Raw genomic sequence first — 19,320 nt, 5'->3', positions numbered from 1 at the left:
CTTATCAGGGAGGGTTTACGGTAATGTATTTTAGAAAATTCTGGAGATATGGGAAAAGGAAGAAAGACGTTTCTAAACCGGTGGAATTACCCTCTGAGATAGAAGCTATTCGCCAGAAAGCGTTGCGTGGGTACCATTTGGAGCAGGTGTTATGGGGTAAAATCCTTTTAGACAGTGTATATGTACCTTCAGATCCCGAAACGGCGATGATATGGTTTCGCATGGCTGCTCAGGCAGGGTATGGGCCAGCACATAACATGCTGGGGCGTTGTTATTATTTTGGCTGGGGATGTACCCAAAGCCATCAGAAAGCCATTACCCATTACACTTTAGCGGCAAAATTACATGATAATTGGGGGCGCTATAATCTGGCGATCATGACAATGCGGGGTATTGGCATGCCGCAGGATCTTCCGTCTGCATTTGTGCTTTTTCAAGAAGGAACCCAAGCTGGGCACGCAAAGTCCATGAATGTTTTAGCAAGATTTTACGAAGAGGGGTGGGTTATTTCTCGAGATAAGAAAAAAGCGATCACGCTGTATAAGCAATCAGCACAAAAAGGTGATTACCGAGGCCAGCACAATTACGCGGTATGGCTGGCAGAGCAAGGGCATATTGAAGAAGCAATGTTATGGTGGCAGCAAGCTGTACCGCAAGCCACATTAGATGTTTTGCTTGCAATACGAGATATTACGCAACATTTGCAACACAGTTCAATTTATAATTTGAAAAATATGATAGAAAAAAGAATAGGTTCAAATAAAAATAATAATTAATAAAATATACTTTTCTAATTGAGTGTGCATATTGATATATTTATAAGAATATAGATATCATAAAATTATTTTAATAATCTTTAAGTTGCGAATCATTCGCGGAAAATTCTATATGCAACTCATTCGCATTAATATTTTTGTAAAGTCTCATGACAGATTTATCTTCATCTCGGCAGATACCTACATCTTCTTTTATGTTTGGCTTGGCTATGGGGTGGGGTACACTTTCATTGCTAACAGGGGATGCATACGCAGCGTCTGCCGCAGCAGAAGGGCAGTCTCTTAAAAATCAGAAGGCCCCGGAAGCCATAGATGCTTCATCCAAAGCAACTCTTGCCACATCAGGTAAGAAAGGGCCGCATTCTGCCAAGCAGAAAGATGGCTCAGAGGCAGAGGAATGGGTGGTTACTGCATCCCCCATGAACACGCTTCGGACACCCATGGGTATTAGCCGAATGCCGCATGATGCTTTGCATACCCCGCAAACTATTAACGTGGTGCCGCAAATTCTCATGCAGCAGCAGAATGTGAAATCTCTGGATGAGGCTCTTAAAAACGTTCCGGGTATTACGGCTTCCGTTGGGGAAGGTGAAGGCGGAATGGCAGGAGATCAGTTTCTGATCCGAGGCTTTGCCGCTCAGAATGATATTTATGAAAATGGCTTACGCGATTTTGGTGTTTATACGCGTGATAGCTTTGATTACGAAAATGTGGCCGTTATTAAAGGTCCATCATCACAGGTATTTGGTAATGGCACCACAGGCGGCGCTATTAATATTACAACCAAAACACCCACATTAAAAAATCATATTCGCGCTTCGTTTTCTGGCGGAAGCGGACAATATTATCGCGGCACATTGGATTTTAACCGCATGCTTACGGATAGTATTGGTATCCGTATTACAGGCATGGGGAATGAAAACAATACTGTCGGGCGAGATTATGTTTATTCTCACAGATGGGGTATTTCACCGTCTATTACATTCGGTATGGGAAAAAAGCTTTCTTATACCCTAGAATACTTTCACCAAACAGATAATCGTGTTCCAGATTACGGTGTGCCTGTGCTGAAAAAACCGGGAGCGGCTTATGGCAAACCAGCCACAGAATATGGTGTCAAACGCACCAATTGGTATGGCACCACGTTTGATCAGGATAACTCCAGTGTGGATATGCTAACAGGGCGTTTAAAGTGGGAGGCTTCTCCCTACGTTACTGTGTATAATGATACACGCGGTGGGCTTTATAGCCGGTATTTTTCTGCTTCACAGGAAGGCTGCACAAGCAGTCAGCTCTCTTATAATGCCAGCGGTGGGCTCAAGAATGGGGCTGCCTATAATTGTAATACCGATTTCTTTGGTGGGAATGCGGCAGCGGCCAAGCTTTCCAGAACTGGTGGCGTGTTTGGGCCAAATCCGTATCAGCAAAATGATTGGTCTGTGCAAAATGTGCTTTCTGCAGTTGCCAAGTTTGATACAGGTAGCGTGAAGCACGAAATGATTGGCGGCGTAGATATCATGCATGTGTATGATCGCCGCGAAAATTTTGCCTATAATAATGCAGTTGCGCGTCAATACGTAAATCTTCTGGATCCATCTCCAATCGTGCCGGGGCTGAATGTTGTAAATGGGTCTTCTATGCCCGGAGGGTTGGTCAACACAGCTACAGCTGGGCAGAAAAAATGGAAAACAGGCGATGCAACAGATGTAGGGGCTTTTTTTTCAGAACAGGCCCAGCTTGCCCCGTGGTTTTCTGTTAGGGCAGGTTTTCGGTGGGATCATTGGGATACGCATTACAGCATGACTGGTGGAAGCTACGCCAAACCGGATGTGCATATGGGGCAGACGCAGGATACATTTAACCCTAACGTGAGCTTGATGTACACGCCTAATGATCACGGCATGATCTACTTTAACTGGTCGGAATCAACAACGCCATTGGGCTTGTATGTTACAAACAGTTCTGAACCATTGAACTTGAAGGATCAAGGCTCCAAACCAGAACGTAGCCGGCTTTATGAACTAGGGGCTAAATATTCAGCTTTTCATGATCGCATTGGTTTTGCTGCCTCTGTTTTTCGTTTGGAAAAGGGTAATTCCATTCAAACAGACCCAAGCTCTGGTACTGTTACGCCAACCAGCGATACGCAGCGCAACCAGGGTGTGGAGCTGAGTGTTTCTGGCATGATCATGAAAAACTGGAACGTGATTGCCACTTATGCACGGTATGATAGCAAAACGCTTTCTGGCACAGCCACAGATGTTGGTAAACAGGTGCAGTATGTTCCCAGAAACCAGGCAACGGTTTGGACAACATATGAGATTGCGCCTTCTAAGCCCTACAATTTTCTTGTAGGCGGAGGGATGACATGGCGGGAAGGTGTGTTTCTTGATAACGCCAATACAGCGCGTGTTCCAGCAAACGTAGAGTTTGATGCAGTTGTTTCCCATCGTTTCGATCAGCATTGGAAAGTTACGATGAATGGTTACAATCTTGCTAATCGTCTGAATTACGGAAATCTGTTCAGTAACCGTGTTACACCATCTATTGGGCGGGCATTTTTGTTCAATTTGGCAGCGGATTATTGATAGGCTTGCGGCCAGAAATAACGGAGGGAGCGTATAAAAAGTGCTCCTTCCGTTTCTAATATAAAAATAGAACATTCATCAATTATTAGAAAAGTTTTTGACTATGTTCCTGCGCATTCCTTCTGTTCTGACGGCTGATGAGCTTGCCTATTGTCGGATGAAGTTGGAGGCAGCGGAATGGACGGATGGGCGGGAAACAGCCGGAGCGCAATCTGCAAAAAGCAAGAACAATCTACAGTTGCCGCGTCATTCAGACATCTGTTTGGAGTTGGGTGAAGTGGTTTTGCGCGCTTTAGGGCGAAATGCCACGTTTAATAGTGCAGTTTTACCTTACAAAGTAACGCCTCCTTTATTTAACAAATATAAAGGAGGTATGAATTTTGGTGCTCATGTTGATAATGCTATCCGGGGTGTTTTTGCTGGCGGCATTCATACGCGCATTCGTACAGATGTTTCCTCAACATTATTTTTTTCTGCGCCAGAAGAATATGATGGTGGAGAACTGATTATGTATGCCAATGGCACAGAGCAATCGGTCAAGTTGTCTGCTGGTGATATGGTTATATATCCTACCACGGTATTACATAGTGTCGCACCAGTTACGCGGGGTGTAAGGCTGGCTGCATTTTTTTGGTCACAATCAATGATAGCGGAAGAAAGCCGTCGGCAAATTATGTTTGATCTGGATACACAGATTATATCTCTGCGCGAAAGGTTAGGGGATACGGATCATACTGTTTTAGCACTTACAAATACTTATCATAATTTGATGCGCCAGTGGTGTATTCTGTAATAAATAATTTATAATTACCATAATAAACGTATATTTATCATCATAATTATTTATAGTATTTTAGTATATAACTCTTCTGTATTATTTTTTAATTTAATTATTATCAGCGTTTTGGCCAGTTTAAAGCGTACATGGGTATTCTCATGTGCGCTATTACGCATTGGGTCATGACGAACACGCGGAGGAGTGTGCCGTGTTGTTCCTTAAAAGCGTTCTTCTAGAAGCAGATTAGCATCATGTGTTCTGTAGGCTGTGCCTCGATCATATGCCTTATCTATTCATAACCCTGCATAACCAGAAATCTTTCTTCATGCCTATTTAGCGTGAAGATAGTTAATAAAAATATGTAAGTTAAAGGGCGCATAATCCCAAAAATTTTAGATATTCTATATTTTTATAAATCATATTTTCGAAAATATCCCTTCCCAAGATATCTTGACATAAATAAATACATAATTACATTAACTATGAATTGAGGTATGGCGCATTCTAAATCCTCATCCGGTTTTTTGTGATGGTGGGGGTATGGGTCAATGAGTGTGAAAGTGATGATGCAATCTTCGGGCAACAAAACTCTTGCGGGCTTTACGCGGCGCATAAGCTTTTGGCTTGGTGCATCTGTGCTGCTTGGTGGCGTTGCTGCCGTATTATTGGTGCTACAACTTACTGTTTTCGCGCAAATTGTTGCTGGTCTTGCTTTTCAGCATCACTCTTTGGCAGATGAGATTCCAGCCTTAAAGTGGTTGGTGTTTTTTCTGGTTGCTCGTGCGCTGTTGCAATGGGCTGCCGATATGGTTGCCGCACAAGGTAGCCTGCGCTTGATCTCTAATTTGCGGAGTGAGCTGTTACAACATTTGTTTAATGTTGGCCCAGTGGGTATGGTCGGCCACGCAACAGGGGCGACAGTTACGGCGCTGGATGCTGGGCTAGAAGGGCTGGAACCCTATTTTACCCAGTATATGCCACGTGCTGCCATGATGGTTGTCTTGCCATTTATGATATTGGCAACCGTTTTGCATCTAGATGGCTGGAGCTTTCTAATTCTTGCCTGTACTGGGCCGCTTATTCCCGTTTTTATGGCGCTGGTTGGGTATCGGGCACAGGCGATTATGGATCGACAATGGACCCAACTGCTTCTGCTGGGTTCATCCTTTCTGGATGCATTGCAAGGGATGACAAGCTTGCGGTTATTTGGCCGCGCGCGGGATGCTGTTGCTGCGGTGGCTGACATGGCAGATGAATATCGCTGCACAACTATGTCTGTCATGAAAGTGGCATTTCTTACCTCTGCGGTATTGGAGTTTTTTGCCAGTCTGTCCATTGCTCTTGTGGCTGTTGTGTTTGGTGCCCGTTTGCTAGAAGGAAAAGCAGATTTTCAGTCTGCTTTTCTGGTGCTGCTTCTCGCACCAGAATATTTTATGCCTCTGCGGGCTTTTTCTGCCAGTTATCATGCACGGCAAAATGCAACTGCAGCTATGGCAGGTATTAGCAAACTGTTTGCGCTCCCAGCGATGGCGGCACGTCATGAAAATCAGCTCCTTACAGAGACTTTGGTATCTGTAAAGTGCGAGAATCTGTCAGCAGAATATGAAGCGAATAGACCAGTTTTATCCAACATAAACTGCACATTTGCACGTGGCACACTCAGCCTGATAACCGGCGAAAGTGGCGCAGGTAAAACAACGTTAGTGCGTCTGCTGCTTGGCCTGTTGTCACCCGTTACAGGGCGCATTGTTGCGGAAGATGCTTGCGGCATAGCACATAAGGATTGGCAATCTAATATTGGCTGGGTGCCACAACGGCCTTGTCTCGTACATGGCACAGTGGCGGAAAATTTACGCATGGCAAACCCACAAGCAGATATTGCAAGCCTTCGCAATGTAGCTCGACAAGCCGATGCGCTCTCATTTATCGAAGCTTTGCCTCAAGGTTTTGATACTTTGATAGGTGAGCGCGGGACATGTCTTTCTGGTGGGCAGGTGCAGCGGCTGGCATTGGCGCGTGTGTTGTTGCGGAAGCCGCAAATTCTCATTCTGGATGAACCTACAGCCCACCTTGATTCCGAAAGTGAGCGACGTGTGGCGACTGCCATCGCGCATGTTGCAACCCATTGCATTGTCATCGTGATCGCTCATCGTGGGGCAATCATCACTCACGCACAGCAAGTATTGAGGGTGCATAAGGGGCAGGTTTTTAGTGGTCCACATCTGTTGGAGCACGCAGCATGACGCAGTTTTCACGCCTTGCTGTGCTTATGAGACCTATCCGGCGTGAAATGCTGATGGGGCTTGCTCTGGCAGTGTTGGCATCTCTGGCTAATTTTGGGCTGTTGTTTCTGTCTGGATGGCTTTTGGCGGCTGCAGCAGTAGCCGGACTTGGGGGATTGTTGCGCAAAATGCCTTCAATATTTTTCTGCCCGCGGTAGGCGTCAGGTTTTTTGCCACTGTGCGTATTCTTGCTCGGTACCTGGAGCGTGTGGTGACGCATGATGCCACGCTGCGGTTTATTGGGCGTGTGCGGGCATGGAGTTTTGAGAGCCTTGCACCGCAGGCTCCAGCTGTTCTGGCTCGGCAACGTAGTGGGGATATGCTGTTCCGTTTTGTGTCTGACACAGACCGGATGGGGCAGTTTTATCTGGAAGTCATGTTGCCTTTTGCTGTGGCGGCCATTTGTTGCGCTGCATATGTGGTGGTAACGGGCCTTTTTTCTGTTTCAGCCGCCTTGGTGCTGGCGACAAGTCTTTTGTTGTGCGGAACCATCATCCCGTTGATAGCGGCCAAATTTTCAGCATGTGCAACCGCACAGATCAGCCTTCAGCAAGACATTATGCATGCGGATCTGACGGAGATATTACAGGGCATGGGTGAATTTATGTTTCTTGGCGCTGCAGGCAGCGTGCAGGAGCATATTGCACGCCAACAAACCAATATTCGCGTATGCCGCCAAAAAGTGTTGCTGCTGGAAGGAGGCGCCCGCTTCCTAAGCACTCTAATCGGCACATTAAGTGCAGTAGCAATGCTGGCTCTTGCTACGCATGCTTATCATGCAGGCACTCTTTCTGCGGCATGTTTGCCTATGCTGGCGTTAGGTGGGCTTGCTGCGTTTGATGTTGTGGGGCCTTTGCCAGCAGCATGGCAGTTACTGGGGCATGTGCGTGTGGCAGCGCAGCGCGTATTTGCTGTATGTGATCAGCCCCCATGCGTGCCTCTGCCTGCTGTAACAGCCTCTCCAGTTCAACCATTGGATCTGTGCTTTTGTAATTTGGGAATGCGTTACCCAGAAACAAAATACTGGGCGCTTCGGCATGCAAATCTGTTGATCCGGCAAGGGGAGCATGTCGCTCTGGTTGGTCCATCGGGGGCAGGTAAAAGCACGCTGATAAATCTGCTGTTCCGTTTTTATGATTATCAGGAAGGAACAGCCAGTTTTGGCAACGTTGATCTGAAAAACGTTGATGCAGATACCATGTCGCAACATGTTGGTGTTGTTGCGCAGGACTTTCACCTATTTCTGGGCAGTATTCGGCGTAATCTGATGATCGCCCGCTCCAATGCCACAGAAGATGAAATGTGGCAGGCGTTAAAAATTGCGCAGCTAGCAGAGTTTGTGCGGGCTGAGCCAGCAGGGCTTGATACCTTGGTTGGTGAAGAAGGTATTTGCCTTTCTGGCGGCCAGGCGCGGCGGTTGGCCATAGCGCAGGTTGTGCTGCGTGCGCCTGCATGGATCATTTTAGATGAGCCAACGGAGGGGCTGGATGCACAGACGGAGCAGGATCTTATGGCTGCCTTACTTGCTGCACTACCGCCGCAGGCAACCATCATGTGCATTACCCACAACCGCAAAGTGGCGGGATTGATGGACCGTATCGTGCGCGTTGCAGAAGGCCGGTTTTATGAGGTCGGGAGAGCGCCATGATCCGACGATGATCTGATCCTCCCCAAACCTTTATTTGCTTTTACCGTAATCAGGAGATCTGACGGTGGAATTTATTGATCCCAATGTCGTTGATCTGTCGCGCTTTCAATTTGCGCTGACGGCATTGTACCATTTTATGTTTGTGCCGCTTACCCTTGGCCTTACATTTATGCTGGCGGCTATGGAGACAGTTTACGTTGTTACTGGTCGGCAGATTTATAAAGATATGGCGCAGTTTTGGGGTAAACTGTTTGGAATAAACTTTGCCATTGGTGTTGCAACTGGCATCACAATGGAATTTGAGTTTGGCACCAATTGGTCCATGTATTCTCATTTTTTCGGGGATATGTTCGGTACACCCTTAGCGATTGAAGGCCTTATGGCCTTTTTTATGGAATCTACATTTGTAGGTCTCATGTTTTTTGGTTGGGATAGGCTGAGCAAGCAGGCGCATCTGGCTATCACTTATTTGGTGGCGTTGGGCTCTAATTTATCAGCCTTATGGATTTTAATTGCCAACGCCGGGATGAATATGCCCGAAGGTGCACATTTTGATCCTGAAACAATGCGGATGCAGTTTGAAAGTTTTGTAAATCTGGTTTTCAATCCAGATGCACAAGCCAAGTTTGTTCATACATCTGTTGCGGGTTACGTCTCGGCAGCAATGTTTGTTATGGGTATTAGTGCTTTTTACCTACTACGCGGTCAGCATCGGCAGTTTGCGGCACGTTCGTTCCGTATGGCAGCGCTATTTGGCATTATCTCCACTGTGGCTGTTATTACGTTGGGAGATGTATTGGGCCGGTTGGATTATGAAAAACAGCCCACCAAAATTGCGGCAATCGAAGGCCTTTGGCACACCAGCAAACCGCCGTTTGAACCGTGGATTTTGGCGGCTTTGCCAGATGACGCCAAGCAGGAAAACCATTTTGAAGTTGGTGTGCCGCTTGTGCTCACTCCACTGATTACCCATACGTTTGACCAACCCATTACCGGTATGCATGAGCTGGAAGATGCAGCCGGACCGCGTATTCGTGCGGGTATCGAGGCTGTGAGCGCTTTGCGCCGCTATGGTGTTACGCATAGCGATGCAGATCTCACTCTGTTTACACAGCATGAGCAGGACATGGGATACGGCCTGTTGGCCGCACGCCACGCCCCCAATCAGGATGTTACGAACATTCCTGAAGATCAGATTGACGCTGTGGTGAAAGCAACTCAGCCCGATATTCTCCCCAACGTATTTGTTACGTTCTGGTCTTTTCGGTTTATGGTATTGCTGTCTCTATGGTTTTTCGCGCTGTTTGCCATCTCAGCCTATGTCAGTCTGAAACGTCGGCTAGAGCATAACAAGCTGCTTCTAAAACTCTGCATGTGGTCAATTCCTTTGCCAATTTTGGCAACAGAATTTGGATGGATTACTGCTGAAGCAGGCCGTCAGCCGTGGACAGTGTTCGGATGGTTGCCCACCTTCCTTTCCGCTTCAAGCCATGGCGTGTCTTACATGGTGTTTTCGCTCATTGGTTTTGTGCTGCTTTATAGTGTGTTTATTGCCGCAGAACTTTACCTCATGTTCAAGTTCGCGCGTCTGGGGCCAGAACACGACAGCATGGAACCACATGCTCAACTGCATGCTCCCAAACCGTCAGCCTTTGACATGCACCCTACGGCCTCCTGACAGGAAACGGTGATATGGAACTTTACGCGATACTGAAGATAGTTTGGGCCGTTATGTTGGGTGTGCTGTTTATTGGCCTTGGCACCATGGTTGGTATGGATATGGGGGTAGGCACATTGCTGCGCTTTGTAGGGCGCAATGATGCCGAACGCCGTACAGCACTCAACATTATTGGCCCGCATTGGGATGGTAACCAAGTCTGGTTTATTTTAGGGGGAGGGGCAATTTTTGCCGCTTTTCCTACACTCTACGGCACATCATTTTCGGTTTTTTATGTGGTTATGATTACCCTGCTGTTCAGCATGATTTTGCGGCCTGTAGCGTTTGAATATCGTTCCAAGGCAGATAGCAAGTTGTGGCGCGCAAGCTGGGACTGGGTATTTCTTGTTTCGGGCTTTGTGCCAATGTTTATCTATGGCGCAGCGTTTGGGAATATTCTGGAAGGAGTAGGATACCATTTTGGCTGGACGGGGCAGTATTATCAGGATGAATCCTTCCTGTCTTATCTGCTTAATCCCTTTGCCGTTTTATGTGGTTTTATGTCTGTCAGCTTAAGTATTTATCAAGGTGGCGCCATGCTGATGTTGCGGGCTGATAATCCCATTTGGGCACGTGCACGGCATTATGCCATTGCCGGAGGTATATTTGCGGCCATCCTGTTTGTGGCTGGTGGCATATGGATGCAGTTTCTGCCCGGATTTGTTATGACAGCTCCGGTTAATCCGGCCATGCCAGCAAACCCTCTACATGGTCAATCTGTGGCAATGGTTGCCGGGGGGTGGATGCATAATTTCCGTCATCATCCTGCCTTATGGCTGTTACCACTTATGGGGGTAAGCTGCATGCTGGCAGGTTCTGCAATGCTGTCGGCTGGGCGTACTGTGGTTGCGTGGTGGTTAGGTTTGGGCGCATGGGCCGGTACTATCACGACAGTCGGCTGCGCTATGTTTCCATTTCTCATGCCGTCTTCCACCGTGCCAGACCAAAGTTTGACGGTATGGAACAGCACGGCAAGTGAATACGGTTTAGGCTGCATGCTGGCCGTTGCAGCCATTTTTGTGCCGATTATCCTATCTTATACTTCGTGGTGTTATTACGTCATGCGCGGGAAGGTTCATACCGCTGATGTCGTTAATGATACCCATAGCTACTGATTGTGAGGTCGTGATGACAAAGCTTTTGCGTCTGGTCGGTCTGGCTGTTGCTCTTGTTGTTTCTTTGCTGTTTGCCGTGTTTGTGGGGGATCAGGGGCCATGGTATTTTGCGTGGGTGATTGGTACGGTCATGATCATCCTGATTTCCGGGGCAGGGGCCATTATGCTGGATGCCCAATCTAACCTTTCATCCGATGAGGAAATCTAACCATGATGGGTGATCTTGAGCGGATTATTTTCTTTATTCCCGTTGTATATATGGGCCTTTACCTAATTGCTTACCAGTGCGGACGGCGTTGGTTTCCATAAGTAAAAATGCGCCACCCAGCAGATGCGGGTGGCGCGATTATGAGGTTAAGCAGACAATATAGCTGGCAGGGTGTGGAACTCACTGAGATGTTCGGATGTTACACACGCACTACGCATTGACCAGACGATCATGCTGTTGTGCTTACGCTTGCTTTATTCTTGGTTTGTCTTCCAAAAAATAGGGCAAAGGTTTTTTGTTGGGTGCATGATCTTGGTCGTAACATAGAGCCGAGAGAATGTTATGAAAACATGGGTGTACTGGGCCGGTGTCGGAGTGCTGAGCCTTGCGGTTATGAGTGCCGCTGGGTGGAAACTTTTGCTGCATCCAGAGGCAGCAGAGTTGCCCATTGCGGCCGGGTTTGGCCCTAGTCCTGATCTTCCCAAACCCAACCATACCTTGTTCCCAACGGTTAATATTGCAACGCCTATTGGGTGGTCGGGCACACAAACACCATCACCCGCGCAGGGGTTGGCTGTTACAGCTTATGCAAAAAACCTGAACCACCCCCGATGGCTCTATAAGTTACCCAATGGTGACATTCTGGTGGCCGAGAGCAACTCCCCCAAAACGGACTTTAAAAGCGTTAAAAATCGTATTGCTGGGCTTGTAATGGGCAAGGCCGGTGCGGGCGATAGCAGTCCGAACCGGATTATTCTGCTGCGTGATACATCAGGGAGCGGAGCCGCAGATACGCGCACGGTTTTTCTGGATCATCTTTATTCTCCCTTTGGAATGGCGCTTATAGGGAATAATCTGTATGTCGCTAATGCCAATGAGATTTTGCGCTTTCCTTATCACGATGGTGATACGCAGATTAATACACCCGGCACCAAAGTGGTGGATCTACCTGCTGGATATAACCATCATTGGACCAAAAACTTGCTTGCAAGCCCAGATGGCAGCTTTTTGTATGTAACTATCGGATCTAACAGCAATGTTGCTGATAATGGAATGGAGGTTGAAGAGGGCCGGGCACGGATAGACAAACTTGACTTATCCACAGGAAAGCTCACTCCATATGCAACCGGATTGCGTAACCCAAATGGCTTGGCCTTTGAGCCAGACAGTGGAGCCCTATGGGTGGCGGTGAATGAGCGGGATGAAATAGGGAGTGATCTTGTGCCCGATTACATTACCGCCGTGAAGGAAGGCGCATTTTATGGCTGGCCTTACAGTTATTACGGCCAGCATGTTGATAGCCGTGTTTCACCTCAACGTCCGGATCTTGTAGCGCAAGCGGTTGTGCCTGATTATGCTGTTGGTGCGCATACAGCTTCTATTGGTATTGCGTTTTCTCATGATGCCATGCAACTCCCTGACGTATGGCGGCATGGATTGTTTGTGGCGCAACATGGATCTTGGAACCGTAGGCCTAAAAGTGGCTATAAGGTAATCTATGTGCCGTTTGCCGATGGGCGGTCAGCAGGAATGCCTATTGATGTGCTTACGGGCTTTTTGACACCAGATGAATCACATGTGCATGGCCGACCAGTTGGTCTTGCGCTTGATCGTGCAGGCGCGTTGCTGGTTGCTGATGATGTTGGCAATGTTGTGTGGCGTGTCATAGGCCAGAACCCGTAATGATAATTGTTTTGAATACCTTTCCTGATATTCATGATGATAAAACAAATATCACAGTTATGTGATTTTGGTGCCTAACAGATGCGTATGTTTTCAACGTGATGGAAGCATACGCGCTCGGCTATCTATTTGTTTGCCAAGAAGCCTGTATGGCTTGGCTCGGCCTTCCTAATGTGGTGGTGATGCATAGTTAATGAATTTACAACAATGTGTGTAAATTTTAGTCAGGCCATAATGATGACGGATAGCAGTGAGATATCTTACCATGTCAGGAAGGTGCGGGCGTTGCATGCTGTCGTGTGGCGCACGCGAAATATGATTTAGGGATGATTATGGAAAATCAGGTTCATTCAATTTGGTCGCAATTAAGCGGGCTGTTGCCTGTATTGTTAGGGTATGCAAGCCAGTTTGTTCTGGCATTGATCGTTCTTTTTGTGGGCTGGAAAGTTGTTAACGCTGTAACGCGGGCAATGGGCCGGATGATGACGGCCAGCCATATAGAACCAACATTGCGTGGTTTTTTGCTAAGTGTTGTTGGCCTGTTCCTAAAAGCTCTTTTGCTCATCAGCGTAGCTTCTATGGTTGGCATTGCTACAACGTCGTTTGTTGCGGTGTTGGGTGCAGCGGGCTTGGCTGTTGGTATGGCATTGCAAGGCAGTCTTGCGAACTTTGCCGGCGGTGTTTTGATTCTGCTTTTCCGTCCTTTCAAGGTAGGGGATTCCATTACTGCGGGTGGTAGCTCGGGCACAGTGACATCAATCGAAATGTTCCGCACTGTGCTGCTGGATGCAAACCACGAGATTATTTACGTTCCTAATGGAACCCTTTCAAACAACATTGTTATTAACAGCTCGGAATCAGATCGGCTTCTGGGCTCGGTCAGTTTGCTGATTGATTATAATGATGATCTCGATAAAGCGCGGACACTATTGCTGGGGCTGACAGAGCAGGATCCGCAGGTTCTGAAAGACCCGGCAGCTTCGGTTTCCTTTTTGCCCAAGCCTGCAAATATTCAGGTTACTCTGGGGTTCTGGTGTGCTCCGGGTGATGTTTCCTCTCTCGTGGCAAAATATTCCGAGGATTCAATCAAGGTGCTTCAGCGGGAAGGTTACCGCTTGGGGGTAACTGCACGAGCTGCCGCGTAATTCAGGGTATTCTTGTTAGGAGCTTAATAAGAGCCATCTGCTTAGGCGAAGGGGTAGGCATTGTCCTACCCCTTTCTGATTCTATGGGGTGTTGCGTGTCTTGCGGAGGATTCAGCGGAAACTCATGGGATTACGTACTTGCAATTTATTCTTAGTTGCTAGATAAGGCGCAGGCATATTCCTATGCAGTGAGCCTTGCCATGAGTTTTCGTGTGTTTTGTTTGAATACGCTTTGTGTTTCCAGCTTGCTTGCAGGCATTGCAGAAGGCGTTTTTTTTCCTGGTTATGTGCAGGCAGAAGATATCAAGCCGTCACATAAGCCAGTACATGCACCTCTTTCGGATACAAAACAGCCAAGTGCAGGCCAGACAAAAAAAACGATACAGGGGCAAAATAAGCAAACAACAGATACGGTTGCAGCCAAGCAGGAAGATCTGGTTGTTAAAGCATCGCGCAGCAACCGTATGTATGTGACGAATGGAGGAGATCTGGGGGTTTTAGGCCATAAAAAGGGCTTAGATGTTCCGTTTAATATACGAAGCTATAATTCCAGCCTTATCTTGAACCAGCAGTCTCAAACGCTTGGTGATGTTTTGCTGAATGATCCAACCGTTCGCACAACTATGGGGTATGGTAATTACGCCCAGCTTTTCCAGATACGTGGTTTTACCCTGTATGGCGATGATATTGCGATTGATGGCTTGTATGGCGTTACACCGCGCCAACTTGTTTCTCCTCAGCTCTATGATTCAGTGCAGGTTCTTAATGGCGCCAGTGCGTTTTTGAATGGTGCGGCGCCGGGCGGTTCTGCCATTGGCGGGAATGTAAATCTTATTCCCAAACGTGCGGCATCTACTGATATCACCCGCGTTACAGGTGATTATACAAGTAGCGGGCAGGGCGGTGGCGCTTTTGATTTAAGCCGTCGGTTTGGTAAAGATCGCGCCTATGGTTTCCGCTTCAATGCCGCTGGCATGGATGGTGAAACACCTATCAAAGGAGAACGGCATGATGACATTGCCCTTGGCGGTTCCTTTGATTGGCATAATGATGATACGCGCATCAATATGAATATGAACTACCAGAAACAGCAGGTTTTTGGGGGGCGTAGCGCTATTATTGTTTCCAGCCTTGCAACAGATATGCCTACACCAAAGGCTACCTCTCCCTCCAAAAACTGGGGGCAGCGCTGGGCTTACACAGATCTCTCCTATCTGTTTGGCACGCTGAATATTGAACATGACTTTGGCGAGCATATTACCACCTACGCAAAGTTTGGTGCCCAAAGTGGAAACGAAATGGGTAATTACGCCACAACCACACTAAGCAATTCTCGTACAGGGGATGGCTCTGTGGGGGCTATGGCGGATGCTTATAATGTTATGAACGAGGCAACGCAGGCTGGGGTGCGTGCCCATGTAAATACAGGCTTTATCAAGCATGAAATCAATGCGGGTGGTTCTGCAATCTGGGAAGAATCAGACGCAGCTTATGCTATGAGTCTGGTAGGGGAGTCCGGGAATATTTATCACCCAACTCAGTTTACGCCCAATGAGACGTTTGCCGGAGGCAATTTGCGCAACCCAGGGCGCGTTTCATGGAACAAACTCTATAGCTTGTTTTTGTCTGATACGATGACATTCTGGCATGACCGTATCGCGTTGACAGGTGGCTTCCGGTATCAGGATATCCTATCAGATTCCTATAATTACGGGAGCGGAAGTCTGCTTTCGCATTATAATGCTTCAGCTTTTTCGCCTGTTATCGGCCTTGTAGTGCACCCGGTTAAGAATGTTGCGTTGTATTTCAACCGTATTCAGGGGCTTTCTGCTGGCACCACTGTTGGTTCTACCTATGTAAATGCAGGGCAAACCTTTGCGCCGTATCAGAGCACGCAGTACGAGGTTGGTGCCAAGTACGACGTGGGGCGTTTTTCTGCCGGTGTCGCATTTTTCCAGACATCCATGCCGTATGGTATGACAGAACCTTACGGAGATACGGGTGAATCTATCTATACCCAAAGCGGCAAGCAGAGAAACCGGGGTATGGAACTGACATTTAATGGAGAAATCCTGCGTGGGTTGCGGTTTAACGGAGGCCTTACGCTGATTGATGCCAAACAGGTGCATACAGCCGGAGGTGAATATAATGGCAAGACCGTTATTGGTGTTCCAAACTATACAATTAACGGAAATCTGGAATATGATGTGCCCTTCGTAAAAGGGCTAACGCTTGTTGGCCGTGTTGTTAGTACTGGCAAGCAGCAGTTCAATAACGTCAATTCAGCCCACCTGCCTGCATGGTCTCGGTTTGATCTGGGGGCACGTTATACCTTTTTGGTTCATAACAAGCCCCTTACGGCACGGTTTGAAGTCGATAACGTTGGAAACCAACGGTATTGGGCTTCTGTTTATCAGAGCGATCTGGTTATGGGGGATCCGCAAACATTTAAGTTTTCTGTAAGTGCTGATCTCTGATAACGGTAGATGAGAAAATAATACCATTTTTTGCCGGATGTTGCTCAATAGACAGTGCAGCATCCGGCTTTATTTATGGGTAAATGCGATTTATTACTGTATAGGCCATAAATTTTTTCTAATAAAGGGAGTTCCAGAATTTTTAAAAGTTTTTTGTAAATAAAAATTATTCAATAGCAGAATTGTTCTTTGATTGCGTGAAACCTTTAGTAAAGGGCGCCGTTCAACATAGTGCGTACTTTGCGGATGTATCTTTTTTCAAGAAATTACCGCTTTCAAAAGGACAATACTCATGAAAAAGACGTACTTTCTTGTTGCGGCTTTGTGTGTTGCGACGCCAGCATTTGCAGAATCTTTACCAGAACGAACCGGCATAAATTCTGCAATGGGTATAGCCCCTAAAACGGATGATTTTATTCAAGGTGCTGTATGGAGCGATCTTTTCGAGATTCAATCCAGCCAACAGGCACTTTCAGAACCTTCTCTTAAAGATTTTGCATCTAAAATGATAGAAGATCATCATAAGACATCAGCAGAACTGAAGCAGATTGTAAGTGATAACAACATAAACAATATGCTTCCGGTTGACGTTGATGAATCAAGCCAAAAAAAGCTTGATACGCTCCACGGCCTGCATGATGAAAGCTTTGTGCGGCAGTATAGGCAAGATCAGATAACGACGCATGAAAATGCTCTCTCACTTTTCCAGCGTTATGCAAAAAATGGGGATAATCCTGCCTTGAAAAAGTGGGCCGCAAGCACTGTGCCAACGCTTGAAGAGCATCTGAGACTGGCAAAGAACTTGCCTCAGTAAATTTGTATTTTTATGTGAGTTGTAGAGTGCCAGCGTTCTGGCTGGAAATTTCATACCGAGGTGATAAGCATCTTGGTATGTCTTTTTCTTCTAGGATAGTGATTGATTTGCAATACATGCGTTCTTGAGCGTATAAGCAGAATTCACTCAGATGAAAGGTCATGAAATGACCTTTTGCTGGCTCTTGCTACCCCCAGCTCTCAGATACGACGCCCATATGGAAGGTGTCCAGAGCATTCACCCTCCATAGGAAACCAAGCCCTGCAGGGGGCTGCGCGCCGTCGAAGAGAGCGAGATATCGTCCGCTTTGATTGTGATCAGCTGTTCAATCAAAGGATATCTCCGTGACGACCGATAGCTGCAAGGTCTTGATGATCTTTCCACTTTTTAATGCCAGTTCGTTCTGGAATTACAAAGAGGCCTGTGATCTGGCTGGGGCGCGCTATCCGGCGGCTCCGCTTGGTTTGATTACGGTTGCAGCGTTGCTTCCCAAACACTGGGAGGTTAAATTGGTGAACCGGAACACCGAGCTTCTGACAGATGAGGATTTCGCTTGGGCCGATATGGTGATGACCGGCGGAATGCTTCCCCAAAGAAATGACGCCCTGCGCATTATAGAAATGTGTCGCACTAGCAATAAGCCAGTGGTGGTTGGTGGGCCGGATGTGACATCCAGCCCAGATTTGTATAGCGCGGCAAATTTTCAGGTGCTGGGTGAAGCTGAAGAAATCATGATTGATTTCATAACAGCTTGGCGAAAGGGGGACACGCAGGGCGTCTTTAAGGCCCCGATGGGGAAAACGGACGTTACAAAAAGCCCTTTGCCGCGTTTTGATCTGTTAAAGCTGGATCAGTATTTGCATGTAGGTATTCAGTTTTCACGTGGATGTCCGTTTAGCTGCGAGTTCTGCGATATTATTGAGCTTTATGGCCGTGTACCGCGAACCAAAACAAACGCCCAGGTTATTGCAGAGCTGGATGCATTGTATGCTCTTGGTTATCGGGGGCATGTGGATTTTGTTGATGATAATCTGATTGGTAACAAAAAAGCGCTTAAGAAGTTCTTGCCGGATTTGAAACTCTGGCAGAATAAAAAGAAATTTCCATTTGAGTTTTCAACCGAAGCATCTATCAACCTTGCAGATGATACGGATTTGCTGCGCAGTCTGGCAGAAACAAATTTCTTTGCTGTATTCATCGGGATTGAAAGCCCGGATACAGATACGCTGGTGATGACGCAGAAAAAACAGAATACTCGGCGCAGCTTGCAAGAAAGTATTACCAAAATTCATGAGGCTGGTATTTTTGTAAACGCTGGCTTTATTGTTGGCTTTGATAGCGAAAAAAGCAGTGTTGCAGCAGGGATGGTAGAATGTATTGAAGATACTTCCATTCCGGTTTGCATGGTTGGGTTACTTTATGCCCTGCCAACAACACAGCTTACGCGCCGCCTGCTAGCCGAGGGGCGCTTGTTTTCTGGGGGCGAGCAGACGCAATCTGGAGATCAGTGCACAGCGGGGCTGAATTTTGAAACAAACCGCCCGCGCCGCGATGTATTGAATGATTACAGAACCGTTCTGGCAGAAATTTACAATCCAGTTGCATATTTTGGGCGTGTTCGACGGATGGGCCGGATGCTCAAGCGTGAGCGCGCCCATAAAATGATACGGGGTGATTTGCGCAGTTTTGCACGTTTGCTTTTCCGTATTCACCGTGCTGGCCCAGGAACAGCCAAACAATTCTGGCGTATGATGATTGATTGTGGCCTGCATAACCCAAAGGCAATACCTTATGTGGTTATGACGAGTGCACTTTATTTACATCTCGGCCCATTTTCACGGCAGGTGGTGCGTGAGATTGATAGGGAAATTCAGAATGTAGACGAAGGGCGCTGGCATGCTCCACCAGTGCAGGTTTCGCCAACGGCTGCGGCAGCACTTTTGCCTGCATAACCTAAAAGGGTCTTCTCATAAGGCTTGTGGTTAGGTGCACTGTGGATGTGCTTTTTGGAGCATTACGCTGTGTGTTCTGCGGTATCAAACTATTGGGTGTTCTATAGTGGTTCTGTGCACTGCTTTTAAGAAGCAGA

General features: G+C 47.2%; 12 protein-coding genes and 1 pseudogene. All 13 read left to right on the top strand.

What is annotated here, in order from left to right:
• Positions 1–23 precede the first annotated feature (23 nt).
• The 13 genes and pseudogenes from DS739_RS07940 (at position 24) to DS739_RS07880 (ending at position 19,183) form a co-directional block, all read left to right on the top strand.
• Positions 24–776 carry a tetratricopeptide repeat protein gene (locus DS739_RS07940; RefSeq protein ID WP_231621162.1) on the top strand — a complete coding sequence of 251 codons (753 nt, stop codon included), beginning with the start codon at positions 24–26 and terminating at the stop codon, positions 774–776.
• Positions 777–925: 149 nt separating this feature from the next.
• Complete coding sequence (locus DS739_RS07935; RefSeq protein ID WP_006117244.1) at positions 926–3,364, top strand: TonB-dependent siderophore receptor; 2,439 nt, start codon at positions 926–928, stop codon at positions 3,362–3,364.
• A 103-nt stretch (positions 3,365–3,467) separates the two neighbouring features.
• The gene (locus tag DS739_RS07930) at positions 3,468–4,157 is read left to right on the top strand and encodes a Fe2+-dependent dioxygenase (RefSeq protein ID WP_035350985.1); all 690 of its coding nucleotides are present in this window, start codon (positions 3,468–3,470) and stop codon (positions 4,155–4,157) included.
• 539 nt (positions 4,158–4,696) lie between these two features.
• Positions 4,697–6,385, top strand: a complete 1,689-nt coding sequence (cydD, locus tag DS739_RS07925) for a thiol reductant ABC exporter subunit CydD (RefSeq protein ID WP_170315340.1) — start codon at positions 4,697–4,699, stop codon at positions 6,383–6,385.
• Positions 6,382–8,072, top strand: a pseudogene (cydC, locus tag DS739_RS07920) (thiol reductant ABC exporter subunit CydC). The gene cydD and the pseudogene cydC overlap by 4 nt, the downstream one beginning before the upstream one ends.
• Before the next feature lie 64 nt (positions 8,073–8,136).
• Entirely contained in the window at positions 8,137–9,750 is a 1,614-nt protein-coding gene (locus DS739_RS07915) for a cytochrome ubiquinol oxidase subunit I (RefSeq protein ID WP_006117238.1), read from the top strand.
• A 14-nt stretch (positions 9,751–9,764) separates the two neighbouring features.
• Positions 9,765–10,904 carry a cytochrome d ubiquinol oxidase subunit II gene (gene cydB, locus DS739_RS07910; protein ID WP_006117237.1) on the top strand — a complete coding sequence of 380 codons (1,140 nt, stop codon included), beginning with the start codon at positions 9,765–9,767 and terminating at the stop codon, positions 10,902–10,904.
• A gap of 13 nt (positions 10,905–10,917) precedes the next feature.
• Complete coding sequence (locus DS739_RS07905; protein WP_035350982.1) at positions 10,918–11,112, top strand: hypothetical protein; 195 nt, start codon at positions 10,918–10,920, stop codon at positions 11,110–11,112.
• A 342-nt stretch (positions 11,113–11,454) separates the two neighbouring features.
• A complete protein-coding gene (locus DS739_RS07900) occupies positions 11,455–12,795 on the top strand; it encodes a sorbosone dehydrogenase family protein (RefSeq protein WP_006117236.1) in 1,341 nt (446 codons plus the stop codon).
• Between the two features lie 326 nt (positions 12,796–13,121).
• Positions 13,122–13,940 (top strand): mechanosensitive ion channel family protein, encoded by an 819-nt coding sequence (locus DS739_RS07895; RefSeq protein WP_081461466.1) that lies wholly within the window; start codon positions 13,122–13,124, stop codon positions 13,938–13,940.
• A gap of 200 nt (positions 13,941–14,140) precedes the next feature.
• A complete protein-coding gene (locus DS739_RS07890; protein ID WP_035350979.1) occupies positions 14,141–16,417 on the top strand; it encodes a TonB-dependent siderophore receptor in 2,277 nt (758 codons plus the stop codon).
• A gap of 292 nt (positions 16,418–16,709) precedes the next feature.
• Positions 16,710–17,231, top strand: coding sequence for a DUF4142 domain-containing protein (locus DS739_RS07885; protein WP_006117233.1), 522 nt, complete (start codon positions 16,710–16,712; stop codon positions 17,229–17,231).
• A 344-nt stretch (positions 17,232–17,575) separates the two neighbouring features.
• On the top strand, positions 17,576–19,183 hold the full coding sequence (locus DS739_RS07880; protein ID WP_006117232.1) for a B12-binding domain-containing radical SAM protein: 1,608 nt from the start codon (positions 17,576–17,578) through the stop codon (positions 19,181–19,183).
• Positions 19,184–19,320: the final 137 nt, after the last annotated feature.

This window comes from Acetobacter sp. JWB, from assembly GCF_003323795.1.
Taxonomy (GTDB): domain Bacteria; phylum Pseudomonadota; class Alphaproteobacteria; order Acetobacterales; family Acetobacteraceae; genus Acetobacter; species Acetobacter oryzifermentans.
This window is presented reverse-complemented; position numbering and strand designations above follow the sequence as displayed.